Source organism: Xanthomonas sp. NCPPB 3005 (assembly GCF_041228095.2).
In the GTDB taxonomy this organism is placed as follows: Bacteria; Pseudomonadota; Gammaproteobacteria; order Xanthomonadales; family Xanthomonadaceae; genus Xanthomonas_A; species Xanthomonas_A bonasiae.
Map to the genome: position 1 here is coordinate 5,329,510 of NZ_CP166096.2, position 23,931 is coordinate 5,353,440.

Genomic DNA, 23,931 nt, shown 5'->3' on the forward strand with positions numbered 1-23,931 from the left:
TGATTCCTTGTGCGAATGCGAAAAGAAGAAAAAGTGGAAAGCGGCGCTCAGCCGGACGGCCGCAACACCACGTCGTCGGCGTCGGCGATGTCCCAGCTGCGCTGGCCGAGCCAGGTGTCCAGGCCCAGGCGACCGCCGCGCGCCAGCGTGGTCGCCGGCACCTCGTCGGACTGCAATAGCAGCTGCAGATCCCAGCCTTTTTCGTCGCCGACGTAGCTGCGCACCGCCGCGGCCAGCTGGCGCAAGGCCTCGCCGCCGGGCAGGAAGCGCTGGAACGCGCTGCGCGACAGCGGCCCCAGGCGCAGCCGGAAGCGCTGCTGCGCGCCGCGCGCATGCGCGCCGAGCACCGTGCTGTGGCCGAGCGTGGCGACCTCGGGCGAAGCGCCCAGCCGCAACCGCGCATCGTCGGGCAGGCGCATCCATTCGGCGACGAACTCGAGCACCTGCACTGGCACCGCGAACAGCTGTTCGAGCAGGCCGCGCAGGCCTTCGGCATTGCGCGCCACCGGCAGCAGGCGCCCGGCGAAATGGCGGCGCGCGTCGTCGGGCAGCGCGTCGCGCCCGCGCAGGTGCGGCGAGGCGATGCCGCTGAGCGCGTCCAGGTAGCCGCGGAAACGGTCCTCGTGCGGGCGGTCGGCCTGCACGGTCGGCTGCGCATCGGCCCAGGCGCGGTAGAACAGGCTCAGCATGCGGTGGTGGAACAGGTCGGCGAACGCGGCCAGGGTCGGGTCCCTGGCCTGCGCCTGGCGCTCGATCGCGTACTCGGTGAGGTGCAGCGGCAGCGGCGCGTTCGGGCCGAACAGGCCCAGGAACAGCCCGTACAGCTTGCCCGGCTGGGTGCCGGCGGCGGCCACGTAGCGGTCGATCGAGCGTGGCGCGAACGCCAGCGACGGCGTATGCCGCAGCCGCACCGGGTCGTCGGACGGGCGCGTGGAGCGGCCCAGTCGCGGGCGCTGCGGATGCGCGCGTTCCAGCGCGCGCAGCGCGGCGAAGAACTCGAAGTCCTGCGGCCGCTCGCGCAGCGCCTGCTCCAGGGCGGCCAGATCGGCGGCGCTCACAGCAGCGCCCGTTTGCCGAGCTGCGCCGGCCAGCGGGCGATCTCGTTGCGCTCGCTGGTGCGCAGCACGGTCTCGGTGAAGGAATTGACCGACACGTAACGGGCGAAGAAGTGCTGCAGCACCGCGCCGAGCAGGAACGCGCCGCTGCCTTCGAAGGCGCTGTCCTCGCAGGTGAGGGTGATCTCCAGGCCGCGACCGAAGGTGATCGGGCCCGGCGCCGGGATGCGGCGCACGATCGGCTGCGCGCGCACCTGCTTGATGCCTTCGATCTGGCGCAACGCTGCGGCGTCGAACGGATCGCAGTAGAGCGTCAGCATCTCGCGCAGCGCGGCGGCGCCATCCTGGCCGTCCTCGAACAGCGACAGGTAGTTCAGCTGCAGGTGGCTGAGCAGGCGCCACGCGGTGGCGCCGTCGCTCAGCGCCGGGCGCGGCTTGGTCGGTCCGGCCACGCAGCGCACGCTGTGCACCGGCGCGCCGGCGTCCATGGTGAAATCGGTGGCGCCCTTGCCCACCGGCATGTGCAACGGCAGGTCGCGGTTGCTGCACAGCAGCTGCAGGCCGAGCTGGCGCAGGGAGGTGGCGTAGGCGCCGTCGTCGGCATCGACCAGACTCATGTAGACCTCGCTGCCGACGTAGCTGGAGCGCGCGCCCTGGCGGCGCTGGCGTGCCGACAGCAGGCGCGGCTCGCGGCGCATGGTGTAGAACGCGCCGTGGCGCGCATGCCATGTATGTGCGTCGCCGCCGTAGAACGGCAGGAAGCGCTGCTCCGGTTCCTGGCGGTCGCCGAAGCCTTCGACCTCGCCCAGGCTGTGGATCTCGAAATCCATCGGCCGGGTGCGGTCGGCGAGCACGTGGTATTCGGTCTTGCCCGGCGCCAGGTGCAGGCGGTCGGCGCGGCGCGGGAACAGGTTGATCGCCGGCGTGCAGAACAGGCGGAAGTTGTCCGCGCTCACCGCCTGCGCCAGGCTGGGCACGCTGCGCTCCAGCAGCACCACGATCTCGAAACCGGTGCCGTGCAGCCGCCGCAGCGCCGCGCGCAATCCGCCCAGTTCGGCGAACAAGAAGCGCTGCGGGCAGGCGAAGTATTCCTGCAGCAGGCGGTAGCCGCTGAACGCGCGGCCGTCGTACGGCACCAGCGCCTCGTCGTCGGCGAAGCCGCGCGCGCGCAGGTCGCTGCGGCCGCGCTGCAGTTCCACGCTCGCGCCGGCCGCGCCCTGGCCGCGGACCACGAAGCCGGCGGCGTGGCCGAGCAGTTGTTCGTACAGGCGCGTGGGCAGGTCGTCGGTGCCGGCCAGGAACAGCGGCAGCGCGTCCAGCGCCAGCATGTTCGCCTGCACCCCGGCCAGCGTTTCGAAACGCAGGCGCAATGCGGCGCGCACCGGCTTGGCCGCGGCCTGCACCGGCGGCAGGCCGATTCCGGCCGCGGCGATCGCCGCCGGCGTGTCCAGGTACTTGGCCTCGCGCAGCGCCAGCGGCCACAGCGTCAGCGCGTGCGCGGTGCGGTATTCGCAGGCCGTGCGCTCGCCGCCGGCGACCAGGCTGCGCAGCGCGGTGTGGCGCGGCACGGTATGGCCGGCGGCCAGCGCGCTTTCCTTCAGCTCCGGCTGCAGCTGCACCACCGCCATCGACGGCATCGGCGTCAGGTAGTGCGGGTACACCATCTGCAACAGGTGCTGGGTGAATACCGGATACTGCGCGTCGAGCTTGAGCTGCACGCGCGCGGCCATGAACGCGAAGCCTTCCAGCAGGCGCTCCACGTACGGGTCGGCGCACTCGAAGCCTTCCAGGCCCAGGCGTCCGGCGATCTTCGGAAACTCGCGCGCGAACTCGCCGCCCATCTCGCGCACGTGCTGCAGTTCGCGGTTGTAGTAGCCGAGCAGGCGCGGATCCATCAGGCGTAGCCCTCGCTCACGTCCAGGCGCCCGGTCTCCAGGTCCAGCTCGGTCTTCAGGTACAGGTTCAGCGGCAGCGGCTGCGCCCACATCTCCGATTCGATGAAGAACACCAGCGAGCGCCGGTCCATGCGCCGCGCGTCGGCCTGCACGGTGACGCGCAGGGTGTCGGCGATCAGCCGCGGCTCGAACGCCAGGATCGCCTCGCGCAGGCGCAGCTGCAGCGCCGCCGCGTCGATGCCGGACATGGCCACGCCGGCCAGGTCGGGGATGCCGAAATTGAGCACCGAACGGCGCACTTCCGGATACGCGTCCAGCGGCTGGTCGGTGGCCAGGTTGACGCAGTTCAGCAGCCACGACAGGTCGCGCATCACGCACTCGCGCAGGCGCGCGGCGGAGATCACCCGCTTGTCGCGGCTCTCCTCCTGGCGCAGCGGCTCGTCGTCGCTGAGCCGGTCCAGCAGCGAGGGCTGCAGGCGTTCCTGGGTGGTGAGTTCGGCCATCGCAGCGCTGCGCTCAGGCCGGGTCGAACAGGATCTGGCGCACGTCGAGCAGCGCGTGTTCGCCGGCATCGGTGGCCCACACGCGCTGGCCCAGGCCGACGTCGCCGTCGCGGCCGCTCCAGTCGGTGCGCCGCGCCAGCAGCAGCTGGCCGTCGTCGCTGCGTTCGGTGCCGGGGTAGCGCACCGGCACGAAGCCGAACGCTTCGCCGCCGTTGCGCCAGGTCACCGCCACCGGCGCCCACAGCATGTCGCGCAGGTCGGCCGGCGCCTCGAAGCGCAACGCCTGGATCTGCGCGAACGGCACCCAGGCGTAGCCGCCGTTGACCACCAGTTCCAGGCACGGGCCGAAGCGCGGATCGGCATCGGCAATCCACGCGAAACGCGTGTCGTCGAGCTCGCCGGCGCTGGTCGGGGCCTGCTCGAATGCCTGCGCGCGCAACTCCGCGGCCTGCGCGGTGGCGCCTTCGGCCGACAGCCGCAGCGCCTGCAGCAGCAGCGCCAGCCACGGCTCGGGCGCGCCGAGCACGGTCGGCAAGGCCTGCCCGGCGAACACCGCCGCGCGCTGGCGCTCGGCCTGCACGGTGATCGCATAGGTGGCGGCGAGCGCCGCATTGTCGGCATCGAGTTCGCGACAGGCGTCGAGCTGGGCGCGGGCGCGGTCCCATTGGCCGAGCACCGCCAGCAGTTGAAACAGGAACACGCGCTGGCGCGCATCGGCCGGATGCTGGCGCACGCGTTGGGTCAGCAGTTTCAGCGCTTCGTCCGGACGCCCGTGACGCAGCAGCAGTTCGGGAGTGGTGTCCATGGTCTGCCCGCACGAAGGGAAGGATGCGGCGCCGTCGCAACGACGGCGCCGGGTACGAGGCGGCGATCGCCGCCGTCGCGGTCAGGCCTTGGCCACGCCCTGGATGTCGTAGGTGAATTCCTTCGCCCCGCCCTGCGCCGTGCCCTTGTCGTCCTGCGGCTGGAAGCTGTACTTGAACTTGCCGAAGTGCAGGGTCAGGTTCTCGGTCAGGCGATCCTCGCCACCCGAGCCGCCGGTGGACAGCGAGGTAACCAGCACGCCTTCGCTCAGTTCCAGGGTCAGGAAGTCGGTCTGCTCGCCGGTGGCGTTGGTCACGTACAGCCACGCATTCTCCACGCGCGCGCCGGTGCACACCGCATCCAGCAACGCGTTGGAGCAGCCGTCGACGTACTTGGTGATGGAGATGTCCTGGATGTGCGCCTTGCCGCCGCTGGCCGAACCGCCACCGGTGTGCAGGTCGCCGGAATTGCTCGCGCCCCACGACCAGGCCAGGATCGGCACCTCGCCCTTGTGCTTCTTGTGGTTGGACGCGCCTTCGATCTTGACCTTGCCGCTGCCGAACTTGATATGCATGTCGAACGCCATGGAACTGCTCCTCTAGTGAAAAACGGACAACGATGGGTCGGCGCGCGGCGCGCATCGCCTGCGCGCCGGGGCCGTGGCACGGTGGCGCCGGGTCAGGCCTTGGCCGCCGACGGCAGCCGCGACACCAGTCGCAGCGACACGGTCAGCCCTTCCAGCTGGTAATGCGGTTTCAGGAAGAACTTGGAGGTGTAGTAGCCGGGCGCGCCCTCCACTTCCTCCACCACCACCTCGGCCGCGGCCAGCGGCTTGCGCGCCTTGGTGTCTTCGCTGGAGTTGGACGGATCGCCGTCGATGTACTGGGTGATCCAGCGGGTCAGCCACGCCTGCATCTGCTCGCGATCGCTGAACGAGCCGATCTTGTCGCGCACGATGCACTTCAGGTAATGCGCGAAGCGGCAGCAGGCGAACATGTACGGCAGGCGCGCGCCCAGTGCGGCGTTGGCGGTGGCATCCGGATCGTCGTACTCGTCGGGCTTGTTCAGCGACTGCGCACTGATGAAGGCGGCCATGTCCGAGTTCTTGCGATGCACCAGCGGCATCAGTCCCATCTTGTCCAGTTCGGCCGAGCGGCGGTCGGTGATCGCCACCTCGGTCGGGCACTTCATGTCCACGCCGCCGTCGTCGGTGGGGAAGGTGTGCGTGGGCAAACCCTCGACCGCGCCGCCGGACTCAATGCCGCGGATCCGCGAGCACCAGCCGTACTGCTTGAACGAACGGTTGATGTTCACCGCCATCGCATAGGCCGCGTTCTGCCAGGTGTACTTGGCCGAATCGGCACCCGTGGTCTCTTCCTCGAAATCGAACTCTTCCACCGGATTGGTCGATGCGCCGTACGGCAGCCGCGACAGCGTGCGCGGCATCGCCAGGCCGATGTACTTGGAATCCTCCGACTCGCGCAGCGAACGCCATGCGGCGTAGTCGGGCGTGGAGAAGATCTTGGCCAGGTCGCGCGGGTTGGACAGCTCGTTCCAGTTGTCCATGCCCATCAGCTTGGGCGCGGCCGCGGAGATGAACGGCGCGTGCGCGGCGGCGGCGACCTGGGCGATGCCGTTGAGCAGTTCCACGTCCGGCGGGCTGTTGTCGAAGTAGTAGTCGCCGACCAGGCAGCCGTACGGCTCGCCGCCGAGCTGGCCGTATTCCTGCTCGTAGACCTTCTTGAAGATCGGGCTCTGGTCCCAGGCGGTGCCCTTGTAGCGCTTGAGCACCTTGCCCAACTCCTTCTTGGAGATGTTGAGCACGCGGATCTTCAGCTGCTGGTCGCTCTCGGTGTTGTTGACCAGGTAGTGCAGGCCGCGCCAGGCGCCTTCCAGCTGCTGCATGTCGGCGTGGTGCAGGATGTGGTTGAGCTGCTCGCTGAGCTTGCGGTCGATCTCGGCGATGTAGGCCTTGATCGTCTGCGACACGTCCTCGCTGACCACGTCGCTGCGGCTGAGCACCTGCTCGGCCAGCGTGCGCACCGCGGACTCCACTTCTTCCTTGGCGCGTTCGCTTTTGGGCTTGAACTCGCGGTTCAGCAGCGCGGCGAAATCGCCCGCTTCCAGAACCTGGGTACCGCTGCCGGCTTCGGCCAGTTGTTCGCTCGCCATGGCTCAGCCCTCCTTCGGATCGGCGGGCTTGGCCGCCGAGACCAGCGACTGCAGCAGCGCCGGGTCGCGCAGCGCCTGCGCGATCAGGTTCTCGGCGCCGGCCTTGCCGTCCATGTAGGTGTCCAGGTTGGCGAGCTGGGTGCGCGCCTCCAGCAGCTTGGCCAGCGGCTCGACCTTGCGCGCGATCGCCGCCGGCGAGAAGTCGTCCATGCTCTCGAAGGTGATGTCCACCGCCAGTTCGCCTTCGCCGGTCAGCGTGTTGGGCACCTTGAACGTGGCGCGCGGGCGCATCGACTGCAGGCGGCTATCGAAGTTGTCCACGTCGATCTCCAGCGCCTTGCGTTCCTCCAGCGACGGCAGCTCGCCGGCATTGGCGCCGGACAGGTCCGACATCACTCCCATCACGAACGGGATCTGCACCTTCTTTTGCGCGCCGTAGACTTCCACGTCGTACTCGATCTGTACCCGTGGCGCCCGATTGCGCGCGATGAACTTCTGACTGTTTGCCATTGCCTCGTCTCCGATTGAGCCTTTCGACCCGGCCCGCCGGCAACGCCGTGCAGGCCGGCCGCGCACCTGCCGCCGGTTGATCCCCGGGACGCCGACGCGAAACGCCGGCGGCGCTCCCCCATCGCGCGCTCGCCGCCGTTCCGCCTCCACGTTCCCCTTGCGCCGTCGGTGCGTGGGCAGATCGCCGCACACCGGGCATCGCATGCCATGCGTGGCGCCGATCCCCTCGGCGCATCCCGCTGCACGGCGCTTTTCAGCGATGCGGCGAGTCTAGGAACGGCCCCGGCAGACCACCCGACATTTCGTCTCAGCGAAGGCCGCGTCTACGCCTGTGCACAAAGTGTGACGACGGTGATGGCTTTGCCCCGCTTCTTTCGGTTGTACCGATGACAGGCCCCGGGGTGGGCCGCGACCGCCGCAGATGACCACGATCCGTCGCATCACCGTACCGGCGCGCATGCCAACGCGCGCGCACCTCGCCGACGCCGGCGAACCGCTGTTGATCGACCTGCTGGCCTATATCGAGGAGAACATCGGCGAACCGGAGTTGGGCGGCGAGATGCTGCTGGCCGCGTTCCCGCTGTCGCGCGCCACCTTGTACCGGCTGTTCCAGGCGCGCGGCGGCGTGGCCAGCTACATCCGCGAGCAGCGCCTGCGCACCGCGCACCGCTACCTGCAGCTGCACCCGCAGTGCAGCCTGACCTGGTTGTTGTACGAAATGGGCTTCGCCTCGGAACGGCAGTTCCAGCGCGCGTTCCAGGCCCGCTTCGGCATGTCGCCGGCGCAATGGCGCAAGGCGTGCCGCGCGGCGCCGTGCCAGCCCAGGGAGGAGCGTCGCGGCCCCTACATCCCGATGTGGCGGATCATCCGCGAACTGTGCCGCACCTCGATGGTGGACGATGCGCCGGTGTACGCGCCGACGGAGCCGGCGACGGCGCAATAGCCGCCGCCGCGCCGCGTTCCCTGTAGGAGCGGCTTCAGCCGCGACAGGTTCGCGCTGGGGAACGATTCTGTCGCGGCTGAAGCCGCTCCTACAGAACGCGCCGCCGCCGGCGCGTGTCCCGCCTCAGCGAATCACCAGCACCGGCACCTGGCTGCGCGCCAGCACCTCGGCGGTCTGGCTGCCGAGCAGCACCCGGCTCATGCCGCGGCGGCCATGCGAGGTCATCACGATCAGATCGCAGCGGTGCGAAGTGGCGATATCGATGATGCCCTCGGCCGGATAGCGATCGAGCACATGGCAGCCGTGCGCGATCACGCCGGTGGCCTCGGCGGCGGCCAACGCCGGCGCCAGGATCTTCTGCGCGCCTTCTTCCCGGTCCTGCCGGTATTCGGGCGTGGCCTCGTAGCCCACGCTCCAGCCCATCGCGTCGTACATGCCCATCGCCCAGGGCTCGGACACGGTGACCACATCCACTTCCGCACCGAGCCTGGCGGCCAGCGCCAGGCCCTGCTGCAGCCCCTTGGCGGACAACTCGGAACCATCGATCGCAATCAGAATGCGCTGGTACATCTGCGTGCTCCGGTAACGCCGCTTGCAGCGGCATGGGTCCCATTGGACACCCGGCGTGGACGCCGCGCCTTGACCCGGATCAATTTCCGGGCGACCGCGCCGCCAGCGCGCGCGCCGGATTGCCGGCCACGCGCGCACCGGCAGGCACGTCGCGGGTGACCACGCTGCCCGCACCGATCACCGCATCGTCGCCGATCGTCACCCCGGGCAGCACGATCGCCCCGCCGCCGATCCACACGTTGCGGCCGATCGTCAGCGGCCGGCCGAATTCCAGCCCGGCCGCACGCTGCGCCGCATCGCGCGGATGGTCGGCCGCATACAGCTGCACCGCCGGCCCGATCTGCGTGCCGGCGCCGATGCTGACCTTGCACACGTCCAGGATCACGCAATTGAAGTTGAGGAACACGTCCTCGCCGAGGAAGACGTTGTAGCCGTAGTCGCAATGGAACGGCGGCCGCACCACCGCCCCGCGCCCGACCGCGCCCAACCGCTCGGCCAGCAACGCACGCCGCGTCGCCGGCGGTTCGGCCAGCGCCGCGTTGTAGCGCACCATCCACGCCTTGGCCGCGGCCTGGTCGGCCTGCAACTGCGCATCGCCGGGCCGGTACGGCTCGCCGGCCAGCATCTTGTCTTTCTCGCTAAGCATCCTGTCCTCCCAGGCGGTGTGGAGGGCGCATGATCGCATCGACCGCGACACCTGCGTTGTGATGCCCTCGCCGCATGGGCAATACTTTCTGCACTGCAGCCGGCCGGCGACCTGATCGTCATTGGGTGATCGCGTGAAACTTCGCCTTTTCTGCTTGGCCACCCTCCTCGCGATATTGTTCGGCACGCCGGTCCATGCCACGTCGACGCTTGCGTTCGAAGGCGGCGGCTACAGCATGACGTTCGAGATCGGCCACACCGATCGTCCGGTGATCGCCAGTATCCATTTCTACGAACCGGGCGACACCAAGGGTGTCGTATTGCGCGAGAGCTTCCAGGTAAGGACCTTCGACACCAAGCGCAAAGCGCTGCGGCTCGTCTACAGCGGCCGCGACCAGCGCGTGCCTCCCTTCACGCTGGTGGTGCATGCCAATACGTCGACACTGTCGATCGGAGGCAAACGCATCGCGTCCACCTTCAGCTGGGAGATGTAGCGTGGCGAAGCGACCGCGCTAGGCACCGGCCACGATCGCGCGCCGCCGCCCCCGGGCCGATCCATCTGCCGCGCTGGGCCGCCCCCACCGGTGCTAATGTCCCGCGCTTGACTCACCCCAATCCAGATCCCGGAGCCCCGCCATGCCCGCCGCTATCCTTCCCGTCCCCCGCCGCGCATGCCTGGCGCTGGCCCTGGGCCTTTCCCTGGCGCTGGCTGGTGCGGCAGGCGCGCAGACCGTACGCACGCCGGATGTTCCGCCGCCGCAGGACACGCCGTATCCGGGCAGCATCGCGCTGCAGGTGGATGCCGGCGACGTGCGCCAGGGCATCTACCGGGTGCGCGAGACCATTCCGGTCGCGGCCGGGCGGCTGACGCTGCAGTATCCGCAGTGGATCCCCGGCGACCATTCGCCGAGCGGGCCGGTGGCGATGCTGGCCGGGCTGACGCTCACCGCCAACGGCGCGCCGCTGGCGTGGCGCCGCGACACCTTCGATGTCTACACCTTCCACGTGGACGTGCCGCAGGGCGTGTCCGCGATCGAGGCCAGCTTCCAGTACCTGTCGCCGCGCGACGACGGCTTCGAGATGACCGACAGGATGCTGCAGCTGGAATGGAACAAGCTGGCGTTGTATCCAGCGGGACACTACACGCACGGCATCCGCGTGGTGCCCAGCGTGACCCTGCCGGCAGGCTGGCAGTTCGGCACGGCGCTGGAGACCGCCACGCAGTCCGGCGCCACCACCACGTTCAAGCCGGTCGATTTCGAAACCCTGGTCGATTCGCCGATCTACGCCGGCCGCTATTTCAAGCGCGTGGACCTGACCCCGCCGGGCAGCGCGCCGGTGCATCTGAATGTCATTGCCGATACGCCGGCATCGCTGGAGATCACGCCCGCGCAGTTGCAGGCGCACCGCAACCTGGCCGTGCAGGCGCTGAAGCTGTTCGGCTCGCATCACTACGACCACTACGACTTCCTGTTCTCGCTGTCCGACGTGCTGGGCGGCAACGGCCTGGAGCACCACCAGTCCAGCGAGAACGGGCTGGAGGCGGACTACTTCAGCGCCTGGGCCGACAACGCGCCCGACCGCGATCTGCTGGCGCACGAGTACACCCACTCCTGGAACGGCAAGTTCCGCCGTCCGGCCGATCTGTGGACGCCCACCTTCAATGTGCCGATGGGCGACTCGCTGCTGTGGGTCTACGAAGGGCAGACCCAGTATTGGGGCTATGTGCTCACCGCGCGCGCCGGGATGTGGACGCCGGAACAGTTCCGCGATGCGCTGGCGATGACCGCGGCCAACTACGACCGCAACCGCGAGGGCTTCCAATGGCGTTCGCTGGAAGACACCACCAACGATCCCACCGCCGCGCATCGGGCGCCGCTGCCCTACCGCAGCTGGCAGATGAGCGAGGACTACTACAGCGGCGGGCAGATGCTGTGGCTGGCGGTGGATGCCAAGCTGCGCGCGCTCAGCCACGGCCGCAAGTCGCTGGACGATTTCGCCAAGGCCTTCTTCGGCGTGGACGACGGCAGCCACGCGGTCAGGACCTACACCTTCGACGACGTGGTGGCCGCGCTCAATGGCGTGGCCGCGTTCGACTGGGCCGGCTACCTCGCCCCGCGCGTGGATGCGGTGAACCCGCCGCTGCTGGAAGGGCTGCAGGCCAGCGGCTGGAAACTGGTCTATACCGACCAGCCGAGCGCGTTCGAGAAGCAGTACGACAGCCGCCACCAGTCGGCGCGCCACCGCTACAACTTCGCCTGGTCGCTGGGCCTGGTGATGAACGACGATGCCAGCATCAACGACGTGGTGTGGGACGGCCCCGCGTTCAAGGCCGGCGTCAGCACCGGCGCCACGGTGCTGGCGGTCAATGGCCAGGACTACACGCGCGAGGTACTCAAGCAGGCCATCGCCGACGCCAAGGGCGGCACCGCGCCGATCGTGCTGACGCTGAAGTTCCAGGGCGGCGTGCGCAGCGTGGAGGTGAACTACCACGACGGCCTGCAGTACCCGCACCTGGTGCGGGTGGACGGCACGCCGGACAGCTTGAGCCAGGTCATCGCCGCGCGACGCTGACGCGACGGGCGGCCGGGTCCGTACCGGTCGCCACTGCGCGGGCAGGCCACGCGAAGGCAAACGGGCCTGGCGCCGCCATTGGGAAGCGCCGCGCATCGGGCACCCCGGCGCGGACGCGGTCCATGCCGCCTCCCGGTCCACCGCCAGCCGGGGTGGCCGGATCGTCGCCGGCCAAGGCGGCGCGGCGCTGGTCGCAGCGCGAGCGCGGCTGCCTTTCCCGCGAAAAACTGTGGCAGAATTCTCACAATAAGCGTGCTGGGGAGCACGAAGACGCCTCGGACTATGGTGGTTTCTGCGCCATTGCCGCCTGGCGACCGCCGCACTTCGATGCCCTGCCGAGTTCAGCGCGCGCCCCTCCGGATCTGGTGAGCACATGGACTTCCGCACTTCGTTCGACCTGGCCTCGTCGCGCATGAAGCTCGTCCTCCGCGGCGTCCTGCTGGCGCTGGCGGCGCTGGCGTTGAGCGGCTGCCAGCCGCGCCAGACCGGCATGTTCTCCACCCTGGAACTGGACAAGGACGGCCTGCTGTACGGCTACGAGATCTTCATCGTCAAGGCCGATCGCGACGCCGGCGCGGGCCAGGACTACTACGCGATCGTGCAGTGCGCCGACGGCAAGGCCGGGCCGCCGGCGATCGGCCAGGTGACGATGACCGCCGATCAGGTGCGCATCGCGCTGCCGTCGCACGCGACGCCGGGCTGCCCCTCCTCCACCTTCGTCGGCACGGTGGGGTTCAAGGAACTGGCCGGGCATTTCGCCGGCGGCGAGCAACTGGCGCTGGCCCGCAAGTACAGCTTCTGGGAATGAACGCCCTCGCCTGACCCCGGCCGTGCTTGTTGGAAGACGGACGGCAATGCTAGCGTCGCAGCGCACGCCTCCACAGGACGACTCCATGAACGCGCAGGGAGTACGCCCGTTCCGTTGGACGCAGCGTGCTGCCGCCGAGTCGCCGTTGGCGTGTTGTCCATTGCAGCCGGAACATTCCTGGGAGGTCGCATGAAGATGCTGTGTGCCGTCGTGTTGGCGGCGGTCTTGATACCGGGCGCGTCCGCGCATGCCGATTCGCCGAAGTCCTCGCCCTTGCTCGGCAGCTGGGCCGTGGACGTGTCACGGTTGCCGAAGCCGCCGCAGGAACGGCCGCAGAGCGTCACCCTGACGTTCGGCGAAGCCGGCGGCGGCAAGTGGGCCGCCAAGGTCGACATTGTCGAACAAGGCGGCGGGAAGATGCATGCCGAAGGCGCCGCCGCCCTCGATGGCCGGGCCACGCCGGTGAAGAACAATTTCGAAGCGGACACCTTCGCCCTGCAGCGGCCTTCGCCCAACGTGCTGGTGATGATGCTGGCCAAGGATAGAAGCGTGGCCTCGACCCGGATCTACACCGTCGCCGCGGATGGCCGTTCGATGACGGAAACCGTCGCCGCGTTCGCGCCCGACGGCAGCCCGACGATGCGCACCAACTATTTCACCCGCGTCCCGTCGCCACCACGCCGCTGAGTCCGGCGGCATTCGACGAGCCGGCATCGCGTCGCGGCGCACGTTCATCCACTCTGCTCGAAGGCGCAGGCCATGCGCCTTCCACCCACCCATTCCCGGAGGTTGCAATGAAGCGAGTCACCGGCATTGGCGGCATCTTCTTCAAGGCCAACGACGCGGCGGCGTTGCAGGCCTGGTACAAGCGGCATCTGGGAATCGATGTGCAGGCGTGGGGCGGCACGGCGTTCCCCTGGACCGACGCTGCCGGCACGCCGGTCGCCGGCAGCACCATCTGGTCGATCGGCGCGGCGCAAGGCGAGCAGTTCGCGCCCAGCACGGCGCCTTTCATGATCAATTACCGGGTGGACGACCTGCACGCGCTGGTCGCGGCATTGCGCGAGGAAGGCTGCAACGTGCTCGACCGTGTGGACGAGTCCGAATACGGGAAGTTCGCCTGGGTCATCGATCCGGAAGGCAACAAGGTGGAACTCTGGCAACCGCCTGCGGGGCAGTGAGCGCCCCGGCTATGCGGATGCGTTCCCAACGGCAGGTGTTGATCGCGATCGTATTGGTGAGCGCGCTATGCGCATGCGGCTCACCAACACCGCCACTACCGGCGTCGGGTACCGATCAGGCCCGGGTCTGGACCGGACTTTCCTGTTCGTCTGAGACACGGGAAGAAGACCGTCTCCTGGTTTCGTCGATCCCACATGGCGAGAAGACGACCTGCGTGGATCGTGGCGCGGTCCATATCGACTACCGGAAAGATGCGCTTCGCATCCTTCCCTATAGAGCCGGCATCACGGCGCTGGAACTGCGTTGCGTTTCCCAGCAACAAGCCAATTCCTTCTTTCGGGAAGCACAGGACCAGCTAGCAATCCTGGTGGCGGGCGACAACGCGATCGCGACTTACCATGTCGAGCCACCGACGATGGGATGCGGATGGCATGGTGCGAGCGATCTGCTGCAGGCCGTCGCGCAGTGCGAGCGCATCGCCGACGCCTGGTCCGTGCCCAGCAAGCGCTGTTCGACACTATGCGACCAGACGAGCGACGCTGACACCGGCATCTGCGTTGCCAACACGCGCACGCGCTGAACGGGGCTTCGATCGCGCTGTCGCCGAGTTTGCGCGGCGCGCCCAGCGAGGCGCTGCGCGAGATCTGCACCTTCGGCCGCACTTCGTGCAACAGCTCGCGCTGGATCTCGCGCAGGAAGCGCGAAGGCACGGATGGCATCTTCTTCAAGGCCAACGACGCGGCGGCGTTGCAGGCCTGGTATGAGCGCCATCTGGGCATCAATGTGCACGAATGGGGAGGCACGGCATTCGCCGGGACTGCAGCGCTGCCGTGCGAACGCGGGCAACCCAGGAACCTGCAACGGCGCTAAAGTAGCGGCCCGATTGCCAGACATGCCCTCCGTGACGCCCAAGTTCTGGCTGCTGCAAGCGTTCGGCTGGTCGCTGTTCCTGTCGCTCGCCTACGCCGCCCGCCCCAGCGAAGCCGCGGTCGCCGACGGGCTGCAGTTCGTGGCGATATGCGCATTGAGTGCGGCCGGGCTGGCGGGAAGCCTGGTGCTGCGCTGGATCTACCGGCGGTTGCAGGCCGATGGCTATGGCGACGTGCGTTGGCTGGGCATCCTGTTTGCCGCAAGCGTGCTGGCGGCCGTGGCGATCGACCTGCTGTTCCACGCCGCGCTGTCCCTGGGCGCAGGGCTGGCCCCGGCCCTGGCGGCGCTGCGGGAAGCGCAGCCGGCGATGTCGCGCGCGCCGCTGCTGGCCGTGGCCTATATCGCCTGGAGCCTGCTGTACCTGGCCATCAGCCGGCAGACCCGGCTGCAGCAGGCGGCCCGCACCCAACGCGATCTGCAACTGGCGTTGAAGGACGCGCAATTGCAGCGCCTGCTGGGCCAGCTCAGCCCGCATTTCACCTTCAATACGCTCAACAACATCCGCGCGTTGATCCTCAAGGACCCGGAAGCCGCGCGCGAGCAACTGACGCGCTTTGCCGCCACGCTGCGCTACCAGTTCTCCGGCGGCGACGAGGCGCTGGTGTCGGTGCGCGAAGAGCTCGAGGTGGTGCGCGACTACCTGGGCCTGGTCGGCCTGCAGCTGGGCGCGCGGCTGCGCTACCAGGAACGGGTGGACCCGCAGGCGCTGGCGATGCGCGTCCCGCGCTTCTGTCTGCAGCTGCTGGTGGAGAATGCGATCAAGCATGGCCTGGGGCCGAGCAGCAGCGGCGGCGAACTGCAGGTCTGCGTGGCCATGCAGCGCGGCGGCCTGCACCTGGAGGTGCGCAATACCGGCCGGCTGCGCAGCGACGACGGGCAAGGCACCGGCTTGAACAACCTGCGCCAGCGCCTGCTGCTGTCGTTCGGGCCCGGCGCCGGCTTGCGCCTGGTCCAGGAAGAGGAGTGCGTGGTGGCCAGCGTGTGGATAGGAGCGGCGGCGTGATCGAAGCGGTGATCGTGGAGGATTCGGAACTGGCCCGTTTCGAGTTGCAGCATCAACTCAAGGCCTATCCGCAGGTGAGCGTGGTCGGCCACGCGGCCGACGTGGAGGCGGCGGTCGCGCTGATCGAAGCGGTCGCGCCCGATGTGGTGTTCCTGGATATCGACCTGCCCGGTGGCAATGCCTTCGACGTGCTCGAACGCCTGGCGCAGGTGCCGCGCATCGTCTTCACCACCGCCTTCGATGCCTATGCGCTGAAGGCCTTCACGTTCAACACCGTGGACTACCTGCTCAAGCCGATCGAACCGCAGCGGCTCGCGCAGGCGATCCAGAAACTGTCCGAGTCGATGCCGGCGAGCCCGGCGCGGCGTTCGATGGACAGCGCCATCTTCATCAAGGACGGCGAGCACTGCTTCCTGGTCAAGCCGCGCGACGTACGGGTCATCGAGGCGGTCGGGAACTACAGCCGCGTCCACTTCCAGCAGCATGCGCCGCTGCTGTATCGCCCGCTCGGCGCGATCGAGGCGCAGCTGGCGCCGGAGAAGTTCTTCCGCGCCAGCCGCAAGTACATCGTCAATCTCGACTACGTGGAGCAGGTGGCGCCCTGGAGCAACGGCGGCCTGCTGCTCACGCTGCGCGGCGGGCTGGAGGTGGAGGTGTCGCGGCGGCAGAGCGCGCGCTTCAGGGAACTGTTGAGCCTGTAGCCGCATCCGCCTCGCGCACGCCGCTGCTGTCGCCCAGCAGCCGATCGTGCAAGGTCATCGTGGGCCGGCCATCGCGATCCTGGCCGAAGCTCAACGCATCCAGCCCCCCGTCCAGATAGTAGCGGCCGTCCGCATGCGCCTGCAGCGGCAGTGCATCCTCGCCGTCACGCTGCAGCTGCAGGCGGCCATCCACTTGCGCAAGCACGCGAGTGCCGTCGGCGAAGCGGTACTGCCCGGTGCGGCCCGGCGGCGGCGCATGCGCCGGGTCCGCGCCGGGATACGGCCGCCCGGCCGCCATCGCCGCCAGGCGCACGGCCAGCGTGGTGGGATCCAGGAACTCGGCATTGGTGAGCACCGCCACGAACACGTCCAGCTCGCTGATGCGCACCACATAGCTGTTGAAGCCGTTGATGAAGCCGCCGTGCTCCACGTCCGGCAATCCGTTCGCCTGGCCGATGATCCAGCCGAACCCGTAGGGCGACAGGGTGCCGTCGGCGAGCCTGGTCTTGGCCATGGCCTGGGCGAGCACTGCGGCCGGCAGCAGCGTGGCATCGCGCAGCGCGCGGTGCCAGATCGCCAGGTCGTCCACGCTGCTGATCAGGCCGCCGGCGCCCTGCGGCTGCGACATGCCGATGAAGTCCGCGTTCTGCAGCGTCTGCCCGGCACGGCGGTAGCCATGGGCGCGGTGCGGGATCAGCGCCAGGTGATCGTCGTAACGCGTGTGGGTCATGCCCAGCGGCTGGAAGATCGCCTGCTGCATGTAGGCCGCGTAGGGCTGGCCGGCGAGGCGTTCGATCAGGTGGGTCAGCACGATGTAGTTGGAATTGCTGTAGCGGAACCGCGTGCCCGGCGCGAACTCCAGCGGCAGGTCCTGGAAGTACCCGATCAGGCGCATGGCATCGGTGTCCTCGCGGCGCGCGGCGCGCGAGGCGGGGATGCTGCTGACGTTCTTGATGCCCGAGGTATGCGTCAGCAGCTGGCGGACCGTCACGTTCGCCAACGGGCCGTGCAATGCCGGATCCAGCGACAGCAGCGTCGCCTCCAGGTCCAGCTTGCCGGCCTGGACCAGCTGCAGCACCGCCACCGCCGTGAACTGCTTGGTGACCGATGCCAGGCGCAGCGCCGATTCCGGCTGCATCGGCACGCCGTTCTCCATATCGGACATGCCATAGGCCTGGCGCAGCAGCACCCGATCGCCGCGGGTCACCAGCACCACGCCCCCCGGCCCGGCGTCCTTGAAGAAGTCCGTGGCCGCCTGGGCCAGGCCCGCCTCCGCTGGGGCCGCGACCGCCCCCGTCGCGGCATGCGCGGTGCCGGCCATGGCCAGGACCGCTGCCAGCAACCACGTCAAACGATGTGTCATGCGCCTTCCCCTTGGTGATGTAGGGCAAGGCTGGCGCGCGCTGGCGCCGCACTCCAGCGACCTATGACGGACGGGCGGCACGCCGCGTGAGCGGTCGTCGGCACGGATGAGTGGAGCGGCGGGCACGGGATCTGCGCGCCGACCGCGGCCAGTGCAGCGCCGGCTGTCGGCGGAACCTGCGCATGCGCCAGCGGGGAACGCCGCTGCCGCGCAGTGCCTGCGTATCCTCAGGGCCACTCGCCAGGCGCCGCTCCAAGCGGCTCGACGGCGAAGAGCGGAACCAGGGCATGTGGTCGATTCCCGAGCAAGCCGCTCGGGAATGGATGCGGCGGCCTGGGACCTGCTAATGCGATCGGGACCCGGCATCGTGGCCTATCCCGATCGCGTCGATGACCTAGATCACCGTCAGATTCGCGTACGCCATCACCAGCCACTTCGCGCCGACCTCGTCGAACTGCACCTGCACGCGCGCGTGCGCGCCGTTGCCTTCGTAGTCGATGACCACGCCGCCGCCGAACTTGGGGTGCTGCACGTTGGCGCCGAGCTTGATCGCCGGCGCCTCGATGGCGCTGTGGCCGAGGTTGCGCGGCGCGCCCAGCGAGGCGTTGCGCGACACCTGCACCTTCGGCCGCACTTCGTGCAGCAGTTCGCGCGGGATCTCGCGCAGGAAGCGCGAGGGCACGTTGTAGTTGTCCTGGCCGTGGATGCGCCGCGACTCGGCGTAGCTGAGCACCAGCTTGTGGCGCGCGCGGGTGATGCCGACGTAGGCCAGGCGCCGCTCTTCCTCCAGGCGCCCGCTCTCCTCCAGCGAACGCGCGCTGGGGAACAGGCCATCCTCCATGCCGACCAGGAACACCAGCGGGAACTCCAGGCCCTTGGCCGAATGCAGCGTCATCAGCTGCACGCCCTCCTCGCCGGCCTGGGCCTGGCCTTCGCCGGCCTCCAGCGAGGCGTAGGCCAGGAACGCGACCAGCTCGGTCATCGCCTGGCGGCCTTCGTCGGCGTCCTCGTCGTTGTCGGCGCGGACGAAGCGCGAGGCGACCGAGACCAGTTCGTCGAGGTTGTCGGTGCGCGATTCCGAATCCAGCCCGCCGCGGCTTTCCTTGCTCCAGTGCTCGCGCAGCGCCGAGCGCGCCAGCACCTGGTCGATCTGCTCGGGCAGCGGCAGGCCGGCCACCTCGGCGGACAGCTGCTCGATCAGGCCCAGGAACTGCGCCAGCGCATTGCGCGCCCGCGCCGCCAGGTCGCCGCCCTGCTGCGCGGCCTGTTGTGCGGCGGCCCATAGCGACAGCGACTGCGCGCGCGCCAGGCGCCGCACTTCGTCCAGGGTGCGGTCGCCGATGCCGCGCGTGGGGGTGTTCACCGCGCGCTCGAACGCCGCGTCGTCGGCGCGATTGGCGACCATGCGCAGGTAGGCCAGGGTGTCCTTGATTTCGGCGCGCTCGAAGAAGCGCATGCCGCCGTAGACGCGGTACGGCACCTGTTCGGCGATCAGCGATTCTTCGAACGCGCGCGACTGCGCGTTGCTGCGGTAGAGCACCGCCGCCTCGCTGTAGCTGCCGCCGTCGCGCACCCATTGGCGCACGCGCTCGACCACGTAGCGCGCCTCGTCGATCTCGTTGTAGGCCGCGTACAGGTCGATCGGGTCGCCGTCGCCCGAATCGGTCCACAGCTGCTTGCCGATGCGGTCCGGGTTGTGCGCGATCACCGCGTTGGCGGCGTTGAGGATGTTGGCGCTGGAACGGTAGTTCTGCTCCAGGCGGATGGTCTGCGCGTTCGGGAAATCCTTCAGGAAGCGCTGCACGTTCTCGACCTTGGCGCCGCGCCAGCCGTAGATCGCCTGGTCGTCGTCGCCGACCACGAACACGCGCCCGGTGTCGCCGGCGAGCACGCGCACGAACGCGTACTGGATCGCGTTGGTGTCCTGGAACTCGTCGACCAGGATCTCGCTGAAGCGGCTGCGGTAATGCGCCAGCAAGGCCGGGTTGTCGCGCAGCAGTTCGTGCGCGCGCAGCAGCAGCTCGGCGAAATCGACCAGGCCGGCGCGATCGCAACGCTCCTGGTACAGCGCGTAGGCGCTGCGCAAGGTGGTGGTCCACTCGTCGCGCGGCTCGGGCTGGATGTGCTGCGCGCGCCGGCCCTCGTCCTTCTGCTGGTTGATCCACCACACGATCTGCTTGGGCGGGAACTTGCCCTCGTCCAGTTCCAGCTGCTGCACGACGCGCTTGACCAGCCGCAGCTGGTCGTCCGAATCCAGCACCTGGAAGCTTTCCGGCAGCTTGGCGTCGGTCCAGTGCAGGCGCAGCAGGCGGTGCGCCAGGCCGTGGAAGGTGCCGATCCACATGCCGCGGCTGCCGTTGCGCAGCTGCAGGTCGGTGCGGTGGCGCATCTCGCCAGCCGCCTTGTTGGTGAAGGTGACCGCAAAGATGCCGTGCACCGGCACGCCGTGGACTTCGTTGAGCCAGGCGATGCGGTGGGTGAGCACGCGCGTCTTGCCGGACCCGGCGCCGGCCAGGACCAGGTAATGGCCGGACGGGGCGGAGACGGCCTCGCGCTGGGCGGGGTTCAGATCATCGAGCAAATGGGAGACATCCACCCGGGTATTTTACCGGTTGCGGCGGCGCACCGGCTGCGACCGGGCAGCCCGATCGCGAAAAAGGCCGCGACGGCGTGTCACGCCGACCCGGCTACAGCCCGCTACCGCGCGCTTCTGTCCACATACGGCCGCGACTGCAGGATCAGCACCTCGTCGCCGACCACGGCCCATTCGATGTCCTGGTCCGCGCCGCCCAGCGCCTGCTTGGTGGACGCGCCGACCCTGGCCAGCCGCGCGATCAGCGCATCGGTCAGCACCTGGCGCGAACCGGTGATGGGCACTTCGCGGACGCCGCCGCCCGCGTCGGCCACCAGCTGGGTGTCTTCCGCCGACCGGCTCAGCACCTGCACCGCCTTGGACCAGGTCGAATACATCACCTGTTCGGCCTGGCGCTTGCCTTCGACCACGCGGATACCGAGTCCGCGCTTGGCCGAGATGTAAGTGATGTGGCGGCGGGCGGCATCGAACGGATCGCGGGTGATCATCACCCCGGAACTGTCCGAGGGCGCGGCACGCTGCACCAGCACCGCCATGGCCACCGCATCCTGGCGCAGCCCCGCGGCCGTGCGCGCCTCGTAGGCCTCGAAGTTGTAGACCGACGCCCACACCGTCTGCACGGCCTTGGCCAAGGCATCGGCGCGGGTCACATTGGGCACGGTGGTGTACAGGCCGGCACCGCTGAAGCCCGGCAGATCCTCGGAGTTGGACGAACTGCGCACGAATACCGCATCGCCGTGCAGTTGATCCCGCCATCGCTCGTCGAGCGCGCGAACGAAGGCGGGGTCGGGCGCCGCGTCGGCGATCTCGGCACGCAGCGTGGCCAGCGCCTCGCGACGGACGTTCGCGTCGGTAGCGAACCCCGGGCGACGCTGCAGGTCCTGCAGGCGCTGCGGAATCTGCAGCCGCTGCATCGCCGCCTGGTAGTGCGAGAACGGGATGCAGAAGCCGTCCGGCACGCGCGCGGCCGGCGGCAGCGCCGCCTTCAGCGTGCCGAGGTTGGCGGCCTTGACGCCGCAGTGGCCGCTGTCGCGCGCACGCAGGGCCGCCAGGGGCTTGAGCGCGACCACCGTCAGGTCCGGGCGCGGCAGGTTGCGCGCCGCCGGGCGGGCGGCTGCGGCCGATGGCGTCCTTGGCGGGCGCGTCAGTGGCGTCACCCGGTAGTCGTTGTGGGTGACGTCCAGCGCCACCCAGCGGCCGTCGTACTGGCGCAGGGCGTTCTGCGCATCGCGTACATAGACATTGGGAATGCCCCAACCCTTGGCCAGCAGGTTCACGTGGGACAGCAGGGTGGACGGACGCTGCGTCACCAGGCCGGCGACCGGCGCCAAGGCGATGGGCACCTCGTCCAGGACCGGGATGTCGCGCGGCGACAGCGTGCGCAGCTGTTCCTCGGAGCGCACGATGCGCAGCCGCCCCTCGGCGCGGCCCGTGTTCAACGGCAGGAACCGCTGCTCGCGCAGCAACGCCTCCTGGCTGACGTAGGGCAGCCCCATGGAACTGGCCAGTTGCTCGTGCTGGGTGGAGTTGGTCTTGAAGCGGATCGGCTCGCGGAACGAGGCGCGCACCACCTCGTCGGTCTGCCGCAGCAAGGCCGCGGTGAGCGTGTCGCCCTCCCAGAACTCGTAGGTATAGCCCGGCAGGTCCCGCTGCCAGCTGATGGTGCCGAACAGGAAGCGCCGCTGCGGGTCGCGGTACTGCGCGTTGCGCGTCGCCTTGTCCATGGCAGGCACCAGCCGCTGGCGTTGCACGAACTGCTCGTGCAACGCATGACGCGGCGTATTGATGTAGTAGATGCGCGCGGCATTCTGCCGGTCGATCACGAAGATCAGGTGCGGCATCTCCAGCGCGGTCCCGGCGTTGTACACACGGGCGAGCTGCATGAACTGCGCGCGGGTATCGATGCGCGGCAGATAATCCGGCCCCTGCGTCGGCTGCAGCGGGTTCGCATCGCTGCCCTGGCGGTATTCGTAGGGCGACGGTTTGCGCGCGGTCTGCGCCGTCACGGGCGCGGTACACCATGTCAGCAACGTGAGCGCGGCGGCCCAGGCGAACAGGCGCTGGCGCCGGGCAGGGTGCGTGCGGGATCGGTCCATGATGCCGGTGCGGGAATCGAGAGTGCGGATCTTAAGCCAGTCCAGGCGGCTTTGGACGCGGTGAGGGCGCTATCGGACGCGCGGCATCGGTGCCGTGCGCATCGGCTATGCGCCGGCGACCGCCGGCCGCACTTCGCCCAGCAACGCCTGCGCCTGCTGCTGCGCCTGCACGCGCAACTCCGGGATCGCCAGGCTTTCCCACAGGCTGCCGATGCGCAGGCTGCCGAGCACGCGCAGGCGCGGATCGGCATGGCCGTCGGCGTCGAGCAGCGCGCCGTCGGGCGCGGTGGCGACGCCGATGCCGTGTGGGCCGGGCGCGGCGTGGCCGCAGCCCAGCAGTTGGTGCAGCAGCGGATTGCGCATGGTCTGCGCGCGCAGCTCCACGCCGGTGGCGTTGACCAGGTAGTGCGCGTCCAGTTGCAGCGCCAGCCCGTCGGGACCGACCGCGTTGACCTGCACGCAGGCGCCGACCGGGAACACCGTGTCCAACCGCGCGCGGTGCACGCGCAGCTGGCCGATCCGGCGCATCGCCTGCAGCTGCGCGAACACCGGCGCGGCGATGCGGTGCCGGTGCGCGTCCCAGTAGCGCACGGCATGGCGCAGGAAGCGCCGCTGGTCGCTGGCCGACAGCGACTGCCACAGCGCCTGGCCCAGCGGCCGCAGCCGCTCCATCACGCCCTGCCAGGGCAGGCCGCGCGCCTGCGCCGCGACCGCATGCCGGCGCAGCGCGCGCAGGCGCTGGCGCAACGGCAGCGCCAGCAACGGCTGCGGGTCGAAGTCGGCCGCGGCGTGGCCGGCATGCCCGGCATGCGGCAGCGGCAATACCGCATGCCGCGAGATCACGTGCACCGGGCCGCGGTGCGCATTGGCGAGCAGGGTCAGCACGCTGTCGGCCATGCTCAGGCCGGCGCCGACGATGCACACCGTGGACTCGCGCGGGATCGCGCGCAGCTGTTCGTAGTTCCAGGCGTCCACGCGCACATGCGCGGGCAGGCTGGCCGCGCCGCGCGCCGGCAACGGGCGCAGGCTGTTGCCCAGCGCCAGCACCGTCGCCTGCGCGCGCAGCGTCGCCCCATCCTGCAGGTGCAACGCCTGGCCGCGCGCGTCCCGGTCCAATGCCACCACCCGCTGCTGCCGCCACTGCAAGTGCGCCAGGCTTGCGGCCTGCGCCTGCGCCAGCCGCGCGCGCAGGTAGTCGGCGTAATGGCGGCGCTGCACGTAGGCCTGCGCCAGCGCGTCGCGTTGCTGCGCCGGATACAGCCCCTGCTGCTGCAGCCAGTCGAGGAAGTCGTCGGGCAGCTCGGCAAAGGCGCTCATGCGCCCGGCCGGCACGTTCAGCAGGTGCTCCGCGCACGGCGTCGCATAGGCCACGCCCTGCGCCAGCGCCGCCTGCGGTTCGATCAGCTGCAGCCGCAGCGCCTGCGTGGCCTGCCGCAGCAGGTGCAGCGCCACCAGCGTGCCGGCCGCGCCGCCGCCGACGATGGCGATATCGCAGTCGCAGTCGCCATCGGATGCGGTGGGCAAGAGGTCGCTCATGCCGGCGATTGTAAGGGATGCCCCCGCCGGCTCCGCCCACGGCTAAGA

At 69.5% G+C, this 23,931-nt stretch carries 22 protein-coding genes and 1 pseudogene; 10 read left to right on the forward strand and 13 right to left on the reverse strand.

Annotated elements, in window-relative coordinates; translation table 11 throughout:
• Positions 1-47: 47 nt before the first annotated feature.
• The 7 genes from tssG to tssB form a co-directional block, all read right to left on the reverse strand.
• Positions 48-1,091: a type VI secretion system baseplate subunit TssG gene (gene tssG / locus AB8810_RS23070; protein ID WP_191826141.1), complete on the reverse strand. Its 1,044-nt coding sequence runs from the start codon at positions 1,089-1,091 to the stop codon at positions 48-50.
• Positions 1,055-2,950, reverse strand: a complete 1,896-nt coding sequence (gene tssF, locus AB8810_RS23075) for a type VI secretion system baseplate subunit TssF (RefSeq protein WP_369915023.1) — start codon at positions 2,948-2,950, stop codon at positions 1,055-1,057. Before tssF ends, tssG begins: the two co-directional genes overlap by 37 nt.
• Positions 2,950-3,453: a type VI secretion system baseplate subunit TssE gene (tssE, locus tag AB8810_RS23080; RefSeq protein WP_145703999.1), complete on the reverse strand. Its 504-nt coding sequence runs from the start codon at positions 3,451-3,453 to the stop codon at positions 2,950-2,952. The genes tssF and tssE overlap by 1 nt, the downstream gene beginning before the upstream one ends.
• Before the next feature lie 13 nt (positions 3,454-3,466).
• Entirely contained in the window at positions 3,467-4,258 is a 792-nt protein-coding gene (locus tag AB8810_RS23085; protein WP_179569924.1) for a type VI secretion system accessory protein TagJ, read from the reverse strand.
• Positions 4,259-4,339: 81 nt separating this feature from the next.
• Entirely contained in the window at positions 4,340-4,843 is a 504-nt protein-coding gene (locus AB8810_RS23090; RefSeq protein ID WP_179569926.1) for a type VI secretion system tube protein Hcp, read from the reverse strand.
• Between the two features lie 92 nt (positions 4,844-4,935).
• Positions 4,936-6,429 (reverse strand): type VI secretion system contractile sheath large subunit, encoded by a 1,494-nt coding sequence (tssC, locus tag AB8810_RS23095; RefSeq protein WP_179569935.1) that lies wholly within the window; start codon positions 6,427-6,429, stop codon positions 4,936-4,938.
• 3 nt (positions 6,430-6,432) lie between these two features.
• A complete protein-coding gene (tssB, locus tag AB8810_RS23100) occupies positions 6,433-6,939 on the reverse strand; it encodes a type VI secretion system contractile sheath small subunit (RefSeq protein WP_191826043.1) in 507 nt (168 codons plus the stop codon).
• A gap of 457 nt (positions 6,940-7,396) precedes the next feature.
• On the opposite strand from tssB, the pseudogene AB8810_RS23105 reads away from it, so the two are divergent.
• A pseudogene (locus AB8810_RS23105) lies at positions 7,397-7,816 on the forward strand (helix-turn-helix domain-containing protein); the annotation flags it as partial.
• Between the two features lie 189 nt (positions 7,817-8,005).
• On the opposite strand, the gene AB8810_RS23110 reads toward AB8810_RS23105, so the two are convergent.
• Positions 8,006-8,452, reverse strand: coding sequence for a universal stress protein (locus tag AB8810_RS23110; protein ID WP_179569947.1), 447 nt, complete (start codon positions 8,450-8,452; stop codon positions 8,006-8,008).
• A 79-nt stretch (positions 8,453-8,531) separates the two neighbouring features.
• Positions 8,532-9,098 carry a maltose acetyltransferase domain-containing protein gene (locus AB8810_RS23115; RefSeq protein ID WP_369915024.1) on the reverse strand — a complete coding sequence of 189 codons (567 nt, stop codon included), beginning with the start codon at positions 9,096-9,098 and terminating at the stop codon, positions 8,532-8,534.
• A 268-nt stretch (positions 9,099-9,366) separates the two neighbouring features.
• Here AB8810_RS23115 and AB8810_RS23120 point away from each other — a divergent pair, with 268 nt between their 5' ends.
• The 9 genes from AB8810_RS23120 (at position 9,367) to AB8810_RS23160 (ending at position 16,295) form a co-directional block, all read left to right on the forward strand.
• Entirely contained in the window at positions 9,367-9,591 is a 225-nt protein-coding gene (locus AB8810_RS23120; RefSeq protein WP_206259025.1) for a hypothetical protein, read from the forward strand.
• A 142-nt stretch (positions 9,592-9,733) separates the two neighbouring features.
• Positions 9,734-11,671 carry a M61 family metallopeptidase gene (locus AB8810_RS23125; protein WP_369915025.1) on the forward strand — a complete coding sequence of 646 codons (1,938 nt, stop codon included), beginning with the start codon at positions 9,734-9,736 and terminating at the stop codon, positions 11,669-11,671.
• Positions 11,672-12,044: 373 nt separating this feature from the next.
• On the forward strand, positions 12,045-12,479 hold the full coding sequence (locus tag AB8810_RS23130) for a hypothetical protein (protein WP_369915026.1): 435 nt from the start codon (positions 12,045-12,047) through the stop codon (positions 12,477-12,479).
• Between the two features lie 189 nt (positions 12,480-12,668).
• On the forward strand, positions 12,669-13,166 hold the full coding sequence (locus AB8810_RS23135) for a hypothetical protein (RefSeq protein ID WP_369915027.1): 498 nt from the start codon (positions 12,669-12,671) through the stop codon (positions 13,164-13,166).
• A gap of 107 nt (positions 13,167-13,273) precedes the next feature.
• Positions 13,274-13,660 carry a VOC family protein gene (locus AB8810_RS23140; protein ID WP_369915029.1) on the forward strand — a complete coding sequence of 129 codons (387 nt, stop codon included), beginning with the start codon at positions 13,274-13,276 and terminating at the stop codon, positions 13,658-13,660.
• Between the two features lie 17 nt (positions 13,661-13,677).
• Positions 13,678-14,241: a hypothetical protein gene (locus AB8810_RS23145; RefSeq protein ID WP_369916724.1), complete on the forward strand. Its 564-nt coding sequence runs from the start codon at positions 13,678-13,680 to the stop codon at positions 14,239-14,241.
• A 29-nt stretch (positions 14,242-14,270) separates the two neighbouring features.
• Entirely contained in the window at positions 14,271-14,531 is a 261-nt protein-coding gene (locus tag AB8810_RS23150) for a hypothetical protein (RefSeq protein ID WP_369916725.1), read from the forward strand.
• A 22-nt stretch (positions 14,532-14,553) separates the two neighbouring features.
• Positions 14,554-15,594, forward strand: coding sequence for a sensor histidine kinase (locus tag AB8810_RS23155; protein ID WP_369915030.1), 1,041 nt, complete (start codon positions 14,554-14,556; stop codon positions 15,592-15,594).
• The gene (locus AB8810_RS23160) at positions 15,591-16,295 is read left to right on the forward strand and encodes a LytR/AlgR family response regulator transcription factor (RefSeq protein WP_369915031.1); all 705 of its coding nucleotides are present in this window, start codon (positions 15,591-15,593) and stop codon (positions 16,293-16,295) included. Before AB8810_RS23155 ends, AB8810_RS23160 begins: the two co-directional genes overlap by 4 nt.
• Here AB8810_RS23160 and AB8810_RS23165 read toward each other — a convergent pair.
• From AB8810_RS23165 to AB8810_RS23180, 4 genes are all read right to left on the reverse strand, one after another.
• Positions 16,273-17,658 carry a serine hydrolase domain-containing protein gene (locus tag AB8810_RS23165; RefSeq protein ID WP_369915032.1) on the reverse strand — a complete coding sequence of 462 codons (1,386 nt, stop codon included), beginning with the start codon at positions 17,656-17,658 and terminating at the stop codon, positions 16,273-16,275. The genes AB8810_RS23160 and AB8810_RS23165 overlap by 23 nt on opposite strands.
• Before the next feature lie 394 nt (positions 17,659-18,052).
• Positions 18,053-20,254 (reverse strand): DNA helicase II, encoded by a 2,202-nt coding sequence (gene uvrD, locus AB8810_RS23170; RefSeq protein WP_191826049.1) that lies wholly within the window; start codon positions 20,252-20,254, stop codon positions 18,053-18,055.
• 101 nt (positions 20,255-20,355) lie between these two features.
• Complete coding sequence (locus AB8810_RS23175) at positions 20,356-22,347, reverse strand: PEP/pyruvate-binding domain-containing protein (RefSeq protein WP_369915034.1); 1,992 nt, start codon at positions 22,345-22,347, stop codon at positions 20,356-20,358.
• A 105-nt stretch (positions 22,348-22,452) separates the two neighbouring features.
• Positions 22,453-23,883 carry an FAD/NAD(P)-binding protein gene (locus AB8810_RS23180; protein ID WP_369915035.1) on the reverse strand — a complete coding sequence of 477 codons (1,431 nt, stop codon included), beginning with the start codon at positions 23,881-23,883 and terminating at the stop codon, positions 22,453-22,455.
• Between the last annotated feature and the right edge of the window lie 48 nt (positions 23,884-23,931).